This is a genomic window from Roseibium algicola (assembly GCF_001999245.1).
Lineage (GTDB): Bacteria > Pseudomonadota > Alphaproteobacteria > Rhizobiales > Stappiaceae > Roseibium > Roseibium algicola.
This window is the reverse complement of record NZ_CP019630.1, coordinates 522,858-537,271: the sequence shown is the minus strand read 5'-3', so window position 1 is coordinate 537,271 and position 14,414 is coordinate 522,858. Positions and strand designations below refer to the sequence as shown.

The window sequence follows — 14,414 nt, the reverse complement described above, 5'->3', positions numbered from 1 at the left end:
GGGGCCGATGGCCGAAAGGTCGTTCAAGGCTGAGGTAGAGCATCTTCGCAAGGGAACAGGAGACACCTTCACGGGTGAGGGTATTCTGGCCATCACCAAGGCACTCCTGGAAAACGGTGTCGGCTATGTCGGCGGCTATCAGGGGGCGCCGATCTCCCATCTGATGGATGTGCTGGCCGATGCGGAGGATCTTCTGGGCGAACTCGGCATCCGTTTCGAGGCCAATGCCTCGGAAGCTGCTGCCGCCGCCATGCTGGCTGCCTCCGTGCATTATCCCATTCGTGGTGCCGTCACCTTCAAGGGCTCTGTCGGCGTCAATGTCGCATCCGATGCACTCGCCAACCTGGCCTCGTCCGGCGTCAACGGCGGTGCGCTTGTCATCGTCGGCGAGGATTACGGCGAAGGCAGCTCCATCATGCAGGAGCGTTCCTACGCCTTTGCCATGAAATCCCAGTTCTGGCTGCTCGACCCGCGCCCGAACCTGGCATCCATCGTCAAATCCGTTGGCGACGGCTTTGCCCTGTCGGAAGCCAGCAATTCGCCGGTCATGCTGATGGTGCGCATCCGCTCCTGCCATGTCACTGGCCGGTTCGAAACCCGGGACAACGTTCCGCCGCCGCTGTCCGTGCGCGACGCGCTCTCCAGTCCGATGCGCGATTTCAAGCGCGTTGTCCTGCCGCCGATGTCCTATGCGCATGAGCATGACAAGATCGACAACCGCTGGCCTGCTGCTGAAAAGTTCATTCTGGAAAATCGTCTGAACGAGCATTTCGGCCCGGAAGAGGGCAAGGTCGGGATCGTCTGTCTCGGGGGCATCTACAACAGTGTCATCCGGGCGCTGCAGCGGTTGGGACTTGCCGATATCAGCGGGAACACATCCATCCCGCTTCACGTGCTCAACGTCACCTATCCTCTGGTGAAATCCGAACTGCTTGAATTCTGCGCCGGCAAGGAAGCCGTGCTGATGGTCGAGGAAGGCCAGCCGGAGTTTATCGAGCAGCAGCTCGGGGCGATGCTCTACAAGGAAGGCCGGACGACGAAGCTGGAAGGCAAGGGTATTTTCCCGCGTGCGGGTGAATACACCGGCCAGATCATGCTCGACGGTCTGGATACCTTCGTTCGCCAATACGCGCCCGAGCTTCTGCCGGGCAAAGTGCTGGCGCCGAACGCGCCCAAGCCGGAACTGCCGGATCTTTCCAAGACCGTGCCGATCCGTCCGCCGGGCTTTTGCACCGGGTGTCCGGAACGTCCGATCTTTGCCTCGTTGAAGATGGTGGAGCAGGAAGTCGGCCAGCATCAGATCACCGGTGATATCGGCTGCCATTTGTTTGCCTGCCTGCCGCCCTTCGAAATTGGCGGCTCCACCATGGGCTACGGCCTCGGGCCGGCCTCGAACGCGGCCTTTGACGGCGGCGGCGAGAGGCGCGCAATTTCGATCATCGGCGATGGCGGCTTCTGGCATAACGGCCTCAGCACTTCCATCGGCAACATGGTGTTCAACAAGTCCGACAGCGTCGCGATCATCGTCGACAACTATTATTCGGCGGCAACCGGTGGACAGGACATTCCCTCCAGCCGGGCGAAGAACAAGACCAAGTCGACCAACAACCCGATCACCAAGGCGTTGCAAGGGGCGGGGGTCAAGTGGATCCGGCAGATCGACCGGACCTATGATGTCACCCGGATGCGCGAAACCATTCGCGAGGCACTGACGACCGAATATGATGGTCCGAAGGTGATCGTCGCGTCCTCCGAATGCATGCTCAACCGCCAGCGCCGGGAAAAGCCCCAGCGAAACAAGGCGATTGCAGGTGGCGAGCGGGTCGAGGTGGCGCGGTTCGGCGTCGATCAGGACGTCTGCACTGGCGATCACGCCTGCATCCGTCTGTCCGGATGTCCGTCGCTTTCGCTGAAGAAACTGGATGACCCGCTGCGGGATGACCCGGTCGCACATATCGACCAGTCGTGTGTCGGTTGCGGCAACTGCGGCGAAGTCGCCGACGCGGCCATCCTGTGTCCGTCCTTCTATGAAGCGAAAGTGGTTCACAACCCGACAGGCTTTGAAGCCTGGTATGCGGGGCTTCGCACAAGGATCATTTCCTGGCTGCAGACACGGCGGGCCGGCTCCCGTCTGACCTTTACCGGGGAGGGCGTGTGATGTCGCTTTCATTGCCACTGGAAGCCAGACCGGCAGATCCGGCGCTCGAAGGGATCATCAAACTCGCCATTCTGGCCGTTGGCGGCCAGGGCGGTGGCGTTCTGACCAACTGGATCGAGGGCCTGGCCAGGTCACAAGGCTATCATTGTCAGGCAACGAGCGTGGCCGGTGTCGCCCAGAGAACCGGTGCGACCATCTACTACATGGAGATGGCGCCGGGCGATGTCGCGGCCCCCGTCTTTTCGCTCGCACCATCTGCTGGCGATGTTGACATTATCATCGCCGCGGAAATGATGGAGGCCGGGCGTGCGATCATTCGCGGTTTCGTGACCCCCGATCGCACCACGCTGATCGCTTCGACCCACCGCATGCTTGCGGTCTCCGAAAAGACCGTGCCGGGCGACGGCATGGCGTCCTCGGAGGAGGTAAAAGCGGCAGCCGAACTGGCTGCACAGAAGCTTGTTCTGGCTGATATGGATACGGCTGCCCTGAAAGTCGGATCCGTGATTTCCGCTTCGCTTTTTGGCGCACTGGCTGGCTCCGGTGCTTTGCCCTTCGAACGGGTGGCTTTTGAAGAGGCCATTCGCGCTGGCGGCAAGGGCGTTGAGGCAAGCCTCAGGGCTTTCGCCGCAGGCTACGATCTTGCGAAAAATGGCGAAGAGCCGAAGGTTGAAGCCGCAAAACCCGCCAGGCAGGAAATTGTCAGACCGGCCGGGCCGGACATGGCGCAGAAGGCCTGGGCATCTCTGGAAGCAAAGGTCGCGGCTCTGCCGGAGCCTGTTCGCGAGATGGCACGGGCGGGGCTGCAGAAAGTCGTCGATTTCCAGGATACCGACTATGGGGCGGAGTATCTCGGCAGGCTGGAAAGTCTCGTCAGCCGGGATAGCGCGGAGAAGGATTACGAGCTCTCCCGCGAGGCTGCCAAGTACATCGCCAATGCAATGGCCTATGACGATGTCATTCGGGTTGCTGACCTGAAGACGCGGTCGCAGCGTTTCGACCGGATTGAAACGGAAATGCAGGTGAAGGACGGCAAGCTGATGCATCTGACCGACTATCTTCACCCGCGTGCGGAAGAAATCGTCGGTCTGCTGCCGGAAAAAATGGGCCGGAAGATGGAGAACGATCCGGTCTGGATGAACCGCATCGACCGCTGGTTCAACCGTGGTCGCCGCATCCGCACCGATAGCCTGCGCGGCTTTGCAATGCTCTATTTCCTTGGTGGTTTGCGCGGCTGGCGCCGCAAGACGCTGCGCCACCGGATGGAGCAGGATCATCTGGAAAGCTGGCTGAAGATGGTCGCCGGTTACCTGCCGGACCGCTATGCCATGGCCGTGGAAACCCTGCGCTGCCGCAGGCTTATCAAGGGCTATTCCGACACCCATGCACGAGGCCTGTCGAAATTCGACAAGGTGCTGGCCGGCGCAAGAATGGTGGAAAACCGGAACGATGGTCCTGAATGGGTTGCCCGCCTGCGTGAAGCTGCCCTCAAGGATGAAAAGGGCACGGATCTCGACGGGGCGCTGAAGACGGTTGAGAGCTTCGCTTGAAGAAAGGGTGTCCTGGAACTCAATGAAGGGACATACCCCTCGATTATCCCCCTGGCGAGCATAGCGGGACCCGGGGGGGACCCATTTCCAGATTAACTGGGCTTCAAGACCGGTTCTCGGGAGATTGATGACGAAGCAGGCGGGGCGATACTTCGGGCGTTTTCGGGTCGGGCGGAGTGTGCAGCCCATCCTTCGAGACAGCGTTTCGCGCTTCCTCAGGATGAGGTTGGAGCAAGTTTGCGCTTCAGAGAGGCAACTTTCCGGGCTGCTACACCCACACCCTCATCCTGAGGAGGCCGTCAGGCCGTCTCGAAGGATGGGCCGCTTGTGCTGGCTCCTGCGAAACGGCCTCCCGGCTCAACCTGCCAGTGCCTTCCCCAGTTCCACCACGACTTCGCGTGTGGCGTCTTCGCTCGTCTGGATGCCGGGGGAGAGCCGGAGGGTTGCTCCCCGGGTATCTGCGGAAAATCCGGCATCACGCAGATGGTTCAGCACCTGCACGGCTTGTTCTGGCGAAGCAAGTCCGAACATGAGACTGCCGCCACGATCTTCTTCTGATCTCGGTGTGAGCAGTTTCAGGCCAAGGTCATCCGCGCCATCGATCAGGATGCCGCAAAGGTGCCGGTTGCTGCGCAGGATGGACACCCTGTCGGCGCTGGCGTGCCACTTGAGGGCGGGCACGGAGGCGGCCGCAGGCATGATCGACGGCGTGCCGTTGTCGAAGCGGCGGATGTCAGGGGCATATTCGAAGGCGTCGATATCCCAGTTGAAAGGGTTGTCCTGGCTGAACCAGCCGCACAGCTCCGGCCTGCAATCCCGGATCAGGTCCGGGTGGACATACAAGATGCCGGCTCCTGGCGTACCACACATCCATTTGAGACTGGTCGAAACCACAAAATCCACGTTCGGTGCCTCAACCGAATAGGGCAGGAGACCTGCGGCCTGTGTGATGTCCACGCCAATGATGCTGCCCATCGCGCGGCCATGGTCAACGAGGGTTTCCAGCTCCGAGCGTCTTGAGGTTGTGGAGCTGACCCAGGTGATCAGGCACAGCGCGACATCGCGGTCCCACTCGGCGATCATGTCTTCGTCAGCAACGAAATTTGCGCCCTGACGGGCCCGCACGGTTACCAGCTCGAAGCCGAGCCGTTCCTGTAGGCGGGTGAGAAGAAAGTGGTTGGAAGGGAAGCAGTCTGCGGCCACCAGCACTTTGCGGCCACGCAGCAGGCCGTCCGGCAGCGCCCGCATGACCATGTCGACGCCCTGGGTCACGTTCTCGCAGGTCGTGGCGGACCCGGCGGGTGCATCGATGATCGCGCGCCAGTAATCGATGAACTCTCCGCGCTTGCTGAGCAGATAGGGCCACTGCTGATCGTTCGGAGCACTCCAGACGGCAGCCAGCTCCGCCATCGCGGCGCTCAATCCGGCTTCCTTGCCGGGATACTGGCCGATGGAATGATAGAGGAAGTAGCCGTCTTCCCTGGTCGTCATGCGGTCCCCCGAAATGTCGTTTCCTTCGGTCAATCAGGGTGCTGAAACAGATCCGTTTCCGTCTCAAACACGCTATTGACCGTCACCGGAATATTCGTATACAGTTTTTGAGATAGTTCAAGCTTAAAGGACTTTTCAAATGCCTGAAAATGGGTTGAATAGGCTGAGTGTCTGTTTAGGCTTGAATTGTTCTGTATACGGATTTGCCGTGGTGACGCGGTTCGTGACAAGGGAGGCTTGCCGGTGACAGCAGGAAAATCAACCGCCTCCACATCGGGTGCACAAAGCACCAGCGGACAGATCCACGACCTGCTCATGGGGCGCATCCAGCGTGGAGAGCTTGGTCAGGATATCCGCCTTGTCGACACCGCCGTGGCGGCCGAATTCGGCGTTTCCCGCATGCCGGCCCGTGATGCCCTGATGCGTCTTGCCCATGAAGGCTATCTGGAACCGACAACGCGGGGCTTTGTGCTGCCGCGTCTCGACCACCGGGAAATTCTGGAAATTTTCGATCTGCGACGTCTTCTTGAACCGCGGGCAGCCGCCATGGCAGCGCTCAGCCTGTCGGAAGACGAGTTGAAGGGACTGGACGACATCCTCAAGGATGCGGGTTCGGCCATGGCGGCGGGGGATACCGAGCATTTGCATCGGGCCTGCGAGATTTTCCGCAACAGCTGGATTGCCGCCGTGCCGAATGTTTCGTTGCGCAAGGCGCTGCAGCGCTACATGACCCAGGTGCAGGCCGTGCGCCTGATGACCTTTGCCCATCAGGCGAACCATCCGCTGATCGTTGCCGGTAACACCCAGCTTTACCAGGCTTTCTGCCGCCGGGACGCGGTTGCCGCAAGCGACCGGATCCTGCGGTTCGTTTTTGAAGGGGAGGCGGCCTACCTCGCAGCACATGAGGATGCCGGCAATCAGAACACAACATCCTCTGCACAGGCAGGCTGAAGCGGGGGTAAAGGGAGCGATGGACAGGACATGACGGAAACCCGCGCGGAAGTCAGACTACCGACCCAGGACCTTGCCAAGGACCTGCCGTTCTTCACCAAGAAGCTGAACATGCGGCTGGACATGATCTATCCGGCCGACAGCCCGGAAATTGCGGTGTTCTCCGGTCACGGCTTGCGCGTGCGGGTGGAAAAGGGTGCAAGCGAAGCACCAGGCACGTTGCGAATTCTGACGGAAAATCCGGATGAATTTGCAGATGGCGAGCGCCTGCTGGTCTCCCCGAGCGGGACACGTGTCGAAATCGATGAACTCAATCCACCGCTGGTGATGCCTGAAACCGAGCACGCCTTCGTGGTGCGCCGTCTGGCAGACCAGGCCCCATGGGTGATCGGCCGGGCAGGCATGTCCTATCGGGATCTTGTGCCGACACGGCTCGGCGGCGCCATGATCGCCTCGCATATCCGGGTTCCGGACGGACCGGTTCCGGACATGGTTCACTTCCACAAGGTCGGGTTTCAGCTGATCTTTTGTGTCCACGGGTGGGTCGATGTTCTTTATGAAGATCAGGGCGGCATGCGCCGTCTGAGGGCTGGTGACTGTTTCATCCAGCCGCCGGAAATCCGTCACCGCGTGATGCACGCAGCCGAAGGAATCGAGGTGATCGAGATCGGCGTCCCAGCCGAGCACATTACCGAGATCGACCACGAGATGACCCTGCCGACGCCCCATGAGCGGCCGGATCGGGAGTGGCAAGGACAGAAATTCGTGCACAGCCTGGCACAGGACGGCGTTTTTGAACCGTTCCGCATTCCGGGTTTTGAGGCACGCGACACCACCATCTGTGACAATACCCGAGGCGTGGCATCTGTTATGGTGGCTCGTCCGGTCGGGGAGGCCTCTCCCTGGACGCGTCATGACTGCGATATTCTATTCAACTTTGTGCTGGCAGGCGAAATGACCCTGGAGGGCGAAGGCAAAGATCCTTACCGCCTGTCTGCCGGAGACGCCTTCGTGATCCCGCCGAACATGGCGACGCGATACGCGGAAGCAACTGCCGACCTGGAACTGCTGGAAGTCAGCCTGCCGGGCCGGTTCGAAACGGAGGTCCTGCGCGACTGAAAAGACAAAGCCTGTCGAGGAGGAAAGAACAGGCTGTGCAGGAGTTCAAGGTCAAGCCATGAGGGGATGACAGCATGAGAAAATTGACGACAATTGTGGCCGCAGCAGCGTTGCTGGGCACGGGCACCACCGCACTGGCGGACGACACCAAGATCGGTATCCTGATGGACATCACGGGGCCGATCGCCAATTTCATTCCGCCGCTTCAAAATGCAGCCGATCTCGCGGTCAAGCAGGTGAACGAGCAGGGCGGTCTGCTGGGTGGTACGGCAGTTGCCGTCTACGGTGACACCACCGGCACCGCCCAGGGCGCGGTCGACGCTGCCCAAAAACTTGTGAACGTGGAAAACGTGCCGATCATCATGGGCTCGCTCATGTCTGGCACCACCATTGCCGCTGCCGAAGCTGCAATCATTCCGGCGGGCGTGCCGCAGATCTCGCCGACCGCGACCTCTCCGGCCATGACCTTCCTGGAAGACAACGGACTGGTGTTTCGCATTGTGCCTTCAGACAACTATCAGGGTGAGATCCTCGCCAAGATGGTGATGGACGAAGGCATCAAGAAAGTCGCGCTCACCTTCGTCAACAATGACTATGGCGTCGGTATCGGCGAAACATTCATCGACGCTTACACTGAAGCCGGTGGTGAAATCGTCGCCGAGGCGAAGCACGAAGAAAAGAAGGATTCCTACCGTTCGGAACTTGCAAGCCTGGCCAAGGGTGATGCCGAGGCGCTGGTTGTGATCGCCTATGCCGGCGACAGCGGCGGCAAGATCGTCCGTCAGGCCATTGAAGGTGGCCTCTTCACCAAATTCATCGGCACGGATGGTCTTCGTGACGAACTGCTGATCCAGAACGTTGGCGCGGATGCCCTGAAGACCTCGTTCTTCTCCTCACCGACGTCTCCGGCTGAAAACCCGGCCCAGCAGTCACTGCATGATGCCTTCAACGCCGAATTTGGCGAAGGTGCCGACAAGGCTTTTGTCGACCAGACCTATGACGCAACTTTCCTGGCTCTGCTGGCTGTTGAAAAGGCCGGTTCGACTGACCGCGCAAAGATTGCCGAAGCCCTGAAGGAAGTTGCGATGGCTCCGGGCGAGAAAGTCGGCCCGGGTGAATGGGCAAAGGCGATTGCGTTGATCAAGGAAGGCAAGGACATCGATTACGACGGTGCCAGCGGCTCCGCGGAGTTCGATGAAAACGGCGATGTCGGTGGCTATATCGGCAAGTTCGTCGTGGACGGCGACGGCTACAAGCAAGTCGAAATCGTCGAATAAGCCGACCAGGCGACAGCGTGATTGAGCTGGACAAAATCTGCGTCGATTTTGGTGGTTTGCGGGCTATTGACCATGCAAGCTTCAAGATCGGCGCAGGCCGCATCACCGGCCTGATCGGGCCGAACGGTGCGGGAAAAACAACCGCCTTCAACGTCATTGCAGGTGCAATTCGGCCCAGTGCCGGCCGGGTGCTTCTGGACGGGAAGGACATAACTGCGCTCAAACCCCATCAACGGGCCAAGGCAGGCCTCGCACGCACCTTCCAGATACCTCACGAATTCGGGCATCTCTCGGTTCTCGAAAACCTGATGGCGTCTGCCTCGGCGCCGGAAGGCGAGAATGTCTTCAACGTGATCTTCCGCCGCGGCCACTACCAGGCCGAGGAGCAGGAAATCTATGAGACCGCGCGGGACACTGTCCGCCTGCTTGAACTGGACCATGTCATCGACGAGAAGGCAGGCAATCTTTCCGGTGGTCAGAAGAAGCTGGTCGAACTCGGCCGCGCCCTGATGCGCAACCCGAAGATCATCCTGCTGGACGAGATCGGGGCCGGCATCAACCGCACGCTTCTGTCCAAGCTGGCGGACAAGATCCTGATGCTGAACCGGGAACGGGGCCTGACCTTCTGTCTTATCGAGCATGACCTCGATTACGTTTCCAAGCTGTGCGACCACGTGCTGGTCATGGCGCAGGGCACGCTGCTGACAGAAGGTTCGGTCGAAGACGTGCGTAACGACGAACGTGTGATCGAAGCCTATTTCGGCGGCGGAAAATACGAGGCGCAGCTATGACCGAGCGACTTTCCGTCACAAACGTCAGCGCCGGCTATGGCGGTCCGCCCATCATCGAAGAGGTCTCGTTGACCGTTGAGCCTGGCGAGATCGCGGTCATTCTCGGGCCGAACGGCGCCGGCAAGTCGACCTTGCTCAAAACCATCTTCGCACTGACCACCGTCTCCGCCGGGTCGATCAAACTTGGCGCGAAGGAACTGGCGGGCTGCAAGACGTCCGCTCTTGTTCCGCTCGGTGTATCGGCAGTGCCTCAGACGAAAAACGTCTTTGCGACCATGTCCGTAGACGAGAACCTTGATGTCGGAACCTATGCAGCTCCACCAAAGGATAAAGCGGCGACGCGCGAACGTGTGCTCTCCCTGTTTCCCGACCTGCGGGACAAGCTGAAGCAGCCTGCTGGCGAGCTTTCGGGTGGACAGCGGCAGATGGTAGCCATGGGCCGGGCCTTGATGAGCGACCCGAAGCTGGTGCTGCTGGACGAGCCGACAGCCGGTCTGTCGCCTGCCTATCTGGAGCGGATCTTCGATCTGCTTCTCGACATCCGAAAAACCGGGATCACGATATTGATGGTGGAACAGAATGCCCGCCAGGCTCTGCAGATTGCTGATCACGGCCATATCCTGGTGAACGGGCGAAACTATGCCAGCGGAACCGGCAAGGAGTTGCTGGCGGATGAAGACGTGCGTCGCCTCTTCCTCGGGGGAGCGGCTGCATGATCGAGTTCGTGAATTTCTATCTGTTCCCGGCGCTGGCCATCGGCAGCATCTACGCGCTTGGCGCTGTCGGGATTTCCATGATCTTCGGCATCCTGCGCTTTGCCCATTTTGCACACGGCGATCTGATGACCCTGGGCACTTACGGTGTGCTGGCCATGGCTGCCATCGTCCCGGTCAATCCGCTTCTGCTGATCCCCTTCGGCATGGCACTCACGATTGTCTCGGCGCTGCTGGTCGACCGCTATTTCTACAAGCCATTGCGCGAGCTGCCGACCATTTACACGGTGATCTCGTCCTTCGGCATTGCGCTGGTCTTCCGTTCGATCGTCCAGTTGGTCTGGGGTTCTCAAAACCAGGTGTTTTCGACAGGCGTTAAACCGCCGCTGGTCCTGTTCGATACCTTTCGGGTGTCGGTGCTGCATCTGCAGGCGGTGATCTCGACTGCGATCATTGCCGTGCTTCTGCACTACTTCCTGACCGTCACAAGAACCGGCCGGTCCATGCGGGCAGTTGCCGACGATCCGGAACTGGCCGAAGTTTCCGGTCTGGATACCGCCAAGGTCATTCGCTGGACGTGGATCATCGGCGCGGCTCTGGCGGCGATCGCCGGAACCTTTGCCGCTTTGAACACCAGTGCTCACCCCAATCTGGGCTGGAACCTGCTGATGCCTATGTTTGCCGCCGCCATTCTGGGTGGGATCGGCAAGCCGATGGGGGCCATGGCAGGTGGTTTCATCATCGGCCTGGCCGAGGAACTGTCCTCCTACCACTGGATCGGTGACGATGCGCTCATCTCCCCGTCCTACAAAACGGCGGTTGCCTTCGTCCTGATGATCGGCCTGCTCATCTTCCGGCCTCAGGGTCTCTTCAAGGGGAGGTTGCTCTGATGGAACTCACCGGTCTCTTCTTCTATGCGGTCAGTCTTCTGATCCTGGGCGGTATCTACGCAATCCTGTGCCTTGCCCTGAATGTACAATGGGGCATGGGCGGCCTCTTCAACGCCGGTATTGCCGGGTTCTACGGTGTTGGGGCCTATACCTCGGCGATCCTGACAACCGCGGCCTCGTCCAAGCATCTCGGAGGCTTTGGCCTGCCTGTGCCGATTGGATTGATCGGGGCTGCGATACTCGCCGGGCTTGCCGGCTGGGCGGTGGCCAAGATCTGCGTGCGTCTCAAAAGCGACTATCTGGCGATGGCCTCCATCGGAATTGCCGAGATCCTGCGGCTCGTCATCGTCAACGAAAGCTGGCTCACCAACGGCAGTCTGGGCCTGTCCCGCATTCCAAGGCCTTTGGCGGACCTCACCACCGGGCGCATGGGGGACATTGTGTTTCTCGGCTTTGTCTGGTTCGTGGTGCTGCTGGTCTATCTGGCAGCCTCGCGCCTGCACGACAGCCCGTGGGGGCGCAGCCTGCGTGCGATCCGCGACAACGAGGCTTCTGCGGCGGCCGTCGGCAAGAACGTCGAGAAATTCAGGATCCAGACCTTCGTCATCGGTTGCGCCATCATGGGGATCGCCGGTGGTCTGTCAGCGCATTATTTCCGCTTCCTGTCGCCCACGGCCACCGATCCGCTTCTGGTGACCTTCCTTGTCTGGGTGATGCTGATGGCCGGTGGTTCCGGCAACAACAGGGGGGCCATCCTTGGCGCCTTGACCATCTGGACGCTTTGGTCCGTGACGGAAATCTTCACCAACCGCCTGCCGCCGGAATGGGCGACCCGCAGTTCGTTCATCCGCATGCTGCTGGTGGGTCTGCTTCTGCAGGTAGTGCTGCAGCGATTCCGGTCCGGACTGTTGCCGGAGAAATCGCCGCCAGTGAAATTCCGGCAGGAATAGCAACATTGCCGTGAGGTCAGGCGAGCGGTGGAAACACCGCCGTCTTCTTCACGGTGCCATAAACGAAACTGGTATCGATCGACGCAATGCCGCCGATCGGATGAATGCGGTTGCGGATGAAGGTCTCATAGGCTTCAAGATCCGACACCACCACGCGCAGCTGATAATCCATCGCACCGGTCAGCACGTGGCATTCCAGAACCTCCTCGATGGTCTGCATCCGACTTTCGAACCGGCGCACATCCTCCTCGTTGTGTCGCTCCAGCCGGATGCGGACGAAGACGGTGATCGGCAGGCCGTAAGCGGCAGCATCCACATCCACCGAAAACCCCTTGATTGCCCCGGAGGCTTCCAGGTTCCGGAGCCGGCGCAGGCAGGGCGAGGGCGACAGGTTGACCGCTTCCGCCAGGTCCTGGTTGGTCATGCGGCCATCCCGCTGCAGCGCACGGATGATCTGTCTGTCTTTCTTGTCCATTTGAAGCTCGATTGGCAGATTATGCTAATCTGAAGGCTAGCACTGACAGATTTTGAAATCTATCACCCTCATGATTGGATCATATTGCTCAGGCTGAAATCAGGGAGACAGCCATGAGTGCCTACAAGGGTTTTGCCAGCCGTGCGATCCACCTCGCTTACAATCCGCTTGAAAACGAGGGGTCTCTGACGCCACCGCTGCATCTGACCTCCACCTTCGTGTTCGAGACGGCGGAAACCGGCGGCGAGATGTTCGCGGGCGAGCGGGCAGGGCATATCTACAGCCGCATTTCCAATCCGACGCTGGATCTTCTGGAACGCCGCATTGCGGATCTGGAAGGAGCGGAAGCCGGTCTCGCGCTTTCTTCCGGCATGGGCGCGATCACCGCGACCCTTTGGACGCTCGTGGCACCGGGGGACGAGATCATCGTCGACGAAACCCTTTATGGCTGCACCTTTGCCTATATGCGCCACGGCCTGACCAAGTTCGGCATCAAGATCACCCATGTTGACCTGACCGATCCGGAAAACCTGCGCAGCGTCATTTCCGACAAGACCCGGGTTGTCTATTTCGAGACCCCGGCCAACCCGAACATGCGCCTTGTCGACATCAGCCACGTTTCGGAAATCGCACATGAGGCCGGCGCGACGGTAATCGTCGACAACACCTATGCAACGCCTTATCTCACCCGCCCGATCGAACTTGGCGCCGACCTCGTTCTGCATTCGGCCACCAAGTATCTGGGTGGTCATGGTGACGTCGTTGCCGGTCTGGTTGCCGGGCGGGCCGACCAGATCCAGGAGATCCGTCTCGTCGGCATGAAGGACATGACCGGCGCGGTGATGGCCCCGTTCAGTGCCATGCTGATCCTGCGCGGTTTGAAGACGCTTGCCCTGCGCATGGACAGGCACTGTGCGTCCGCGCAGAAGGTCGCCGAATGGCTGGAAGGCCATCCGGCGGTCTCAAAGGTCTACTTCCCGGGACTTGAAAGCTTCGAACAGCACGAACTGGCGAACAGGCAGATGAGCCAGCCCGGCGGCATGATTGCCTTTGAGCTGAAGGGTGGTCTGGAAGCTGGTATTTCCATGATGAATGGCTTGAAGATGATCCAGCGGGCCGTATCGCTGGGCGATGCCGAGACGCTGATCCAGCATCCTGCGTCCATGACCCATTCCACCTACACCCCGGAAGAGCGCGCCGCCCACGGCATCAGCGACGGCCTCGTGCGCCTGTCCGTTGGCCTGGAAGACCTCGACGACATCCTGGAAGACATGGCACAGGCCATGCCGCAAGTGCCTGTTGCGGCGGCAGCCTGAACGCAGTCAACGCCCAGGTCTTTCCACAGACCACCAGATCCTCTCCTCCTCTCAACCTCATCCTGAGGAAGCGCGAAGCGCTGTCTCGAAGGATGGGCCCCACATTCCGGAGCAAGTGGCCCATCCTTCGAGACGCGCGCGAACGCGCTCCTCAGGATGAGGGAGCGGTGGAAGTGAGAGCCGGGGAACGTGGCGGACAGCCCAAATCAGGGCGTCCGTGCGACACCGGATTTCACGCGCCGCAGTGGAATGGAGCTTTCGATGTTGGCGACGCCGGGCACCTTGGTAAGCTTTCCTGTCAGGAAGGTTTCGAAGGCCGCGAGCCCGGTGGTCGCGACACGCAGGAGATAGTCCCGGTTGCCGGTCATCAGCCAGCAGTCGACGACTTCCGGAAAAGCCTGAATGGCGGCTTCGAACTGGTCCAGGGTGACGTCGATCTGCTTGTCGAGCTGAACGGACACAAAGACCGAAACCTCGTAGCCGAGCTTCACCTCGTCGATCAGCGCGCAATATCCTGTCACGATGCCGCGGTCTTCCAGGTGCCTCAGGCGGCGGGCTGCCGGTGTCGCACTCAGGCCGATGCGTTCGGAAAGATCCTGAATTGAAATTCTGCCGTTCTGGCGCAGCTCCCGCAGGATCTGGATATCAAATGTGTCGAGCGTGTCGGAAATCGCCAAGGAAGGCCTCATTCTTGGTGAAACTCTCCAAGACTTAGCCGAAAAGATTAGGAAAT

13 protein-coding genes are annotated in these 14,414 nt (G+C 60.2%); 10 read left to right on the top strand and 3 right to left on the bottom strand.

What is annotated here, in order from left to right:
• The first annotated feature begins 7 nt into the window (after positions 1–7).
• Positions 8–2,158, top strand: coding sequence for a thiamine pyrophosphate-dependent enzyme (locus B0E33_RS02595; RefSeq protein WP_077290340.1), 2,151 nt, complete (start codon positions 8–10; stop codon positions 2,156–2,158).
• A complete protein-coding gene (locus B0E33_RS02590; protein ID WP_167579480.1) occupies positions 2,158–3,708 on the top strand; it encodes an indolepyruvate oxidoreductase subunit beta family protein in 1,551 nt (516 codons plus the stop codon). Before B0E33_RS02595 ends, B0E33_RS02590 begins: the two co-directional genes overlap by 1 nt.
• Before the next feature lie 357 nt (positions 3,709–4,065).
• Here B0E33_RS02590 and B0E33_RS02585 read toward each other — a convergent pair whose 3' ends face one another.
• The gene (locus B0E33_RS02585; RefSeq protein ID WP_077293114.1) at positions 4,066–5,199 is read right to left on the bottom strand and encodes an aminotransferase class V-fold PLP-dependent enzyme; all 1,134 of its coding nucleotides are present in this window, start codon (positions 5,197–5,199) and stop codon (positions 4,066–4,068) included.
• A gap of 243 nt (positions 5,200–5,442) precedes the next feature.
• Between B0E33_RS02585 and B0E33_RS02580 the strand changes: the two genes are divergently transcribed.
• The 7 genes from B0E33_RS02580 (at position 5,443) to B0E33_RS02550 (ending at position 11,890) form a co-directional block, all read left to right on the top strand.
• Entirely contained in the window at positions 5,443–6,150 is a 708-nt protein-coding gene (locus B0E33_RS02580) for a GntR family transcriptional regulator (RefSeq protein WP_208997748.1), read from the top strand.
• A 30-nt stretch (positions 6,151–6,180) separates the two neighbouring features.
• Positions 6,181–7,269, top strand: coding sequence for a cupin domain-containing protein (locus B0E33_RS02575; RefSeq protein ID WP_022997702.1), 1,089 nt, complete (start codon positions 6,181–6,183; stop codon positions 7,267–7,269).
• 74 nt (positions 7,270–7,343) lie between these two features.
• Positions 7,344–8,546 carry an ABC transporter substrate-binding protein gene (locus tag B0E33_RS02570; RefSeq protein WP_077290338.1) on the top strand — a complete coding sequence of 401 codons (1,203 nt, stop codon included), beginning with the start codon at positions 7,344–7,346 and terminating at the stop codon, positions 8,544–8,546.
• 17 nt (positions 8,547–8,563) lie between these two features.
• On the top strand, positions 8,564–9,337 hold the full coding sequence (locus B0E33_RS02565) for an ABC transporter ATP-binding protein (protein WP_022997700.1): 774 nt from the start codon (positions 8,564–8,566) through the stop codon (positions 9,335–9,337).
• Positions 9,334–10,053 carry an ABC transporter ATP-binding protein gene (locus tag B0E33_RS02560; protein ID WP_022997699.1) on the top strand — a complete coding sequence of 240 codons (720 nt, stop codon included), beginning with the start codon at positions 9,334–9,336 and terminating at the stop codon, positions 10,051–10,053. The genes B0E33_RS02565 and B0E33_RS02560 overlap by 4 nt, the downstream gene beginning before the upstream one ends.
• Complete coding sequence (locus B0E33_RS02555; RefSeq protein ID WP_022997698.1) at positions 10,050–10,940, top strand: branched-chain amino acid ABC transporter permease; 891 nt, start codon at positions 10,050–10,052, stop codon at positions 10,938–10,940. The genes B0E33_RS02560 and B0E33_RS02555 overlap by 4 nt, the downstream gene beginning before the upstream one ends.
• Positions 10,940–11,890: a branched-chain amino acid ABC transporter permease gene (locus B0E33_RS02550; protein ID WP_022997697.1), complete on the top strand. Its 951-nt coding sequence runs from the start codon at positions 10,940–10,942 to the stop codon at positions 11,888–11,890. The genes B0E33_RS02555 and B0E33_RS02550 overlap by 1 nt, the downstream gene beginning before the upstream one ends.
• Before the next feature lie 16 nt (positions 11,891–11,906).
• Here B0E33_RS02550 and B0E33_RS02545 read toward each other — a convergent pair whose 3' ends face one another.
• Entirely contained in the window at positions 11,907–12,365 is a 459-nt protein-coding gene (locus B0E33_RS02545; RefSeq protein WP_055659083.1) for an Lrp/AsnC family transcriptional regulator, read from the bottom strand.
• A gap of 113 nt (positions 12,366–12,478) precedes the next feature.
• Between B0E33_RS02545 and B0E33_RS02540 the strand changes: the two genes are divergently transcribed.
• Complete coding sequence (locus B0E33_RS02540; RefSeq protein ID WP_077290337.1) at positions 12,479–13,681, top strand: methionine gamma-lyase; 1,203 nt, start codon at positions 12,479–12,481, stop codon at positions 13,679–13,681.
• A 206-nt stretch (positions 13,682–13,887) separates the two neighbouring features.
• Here the strand turns inward: B0E33_RS02540 and B0E33_RS02535 are convergent, their stop codons facing one another.
• A complete protein-coding gene (locus B0E33_RS02535) occupies positions 13,888–14,370 on the bottom strand; it encodes an Lrp/AsnC family transcriptional regulator (protein ID WP_022997694.1) in 483 nt (160 codons plus the stop codon).
• Positions 14,371–14,414: the final 44 nt, after the last annotated feature.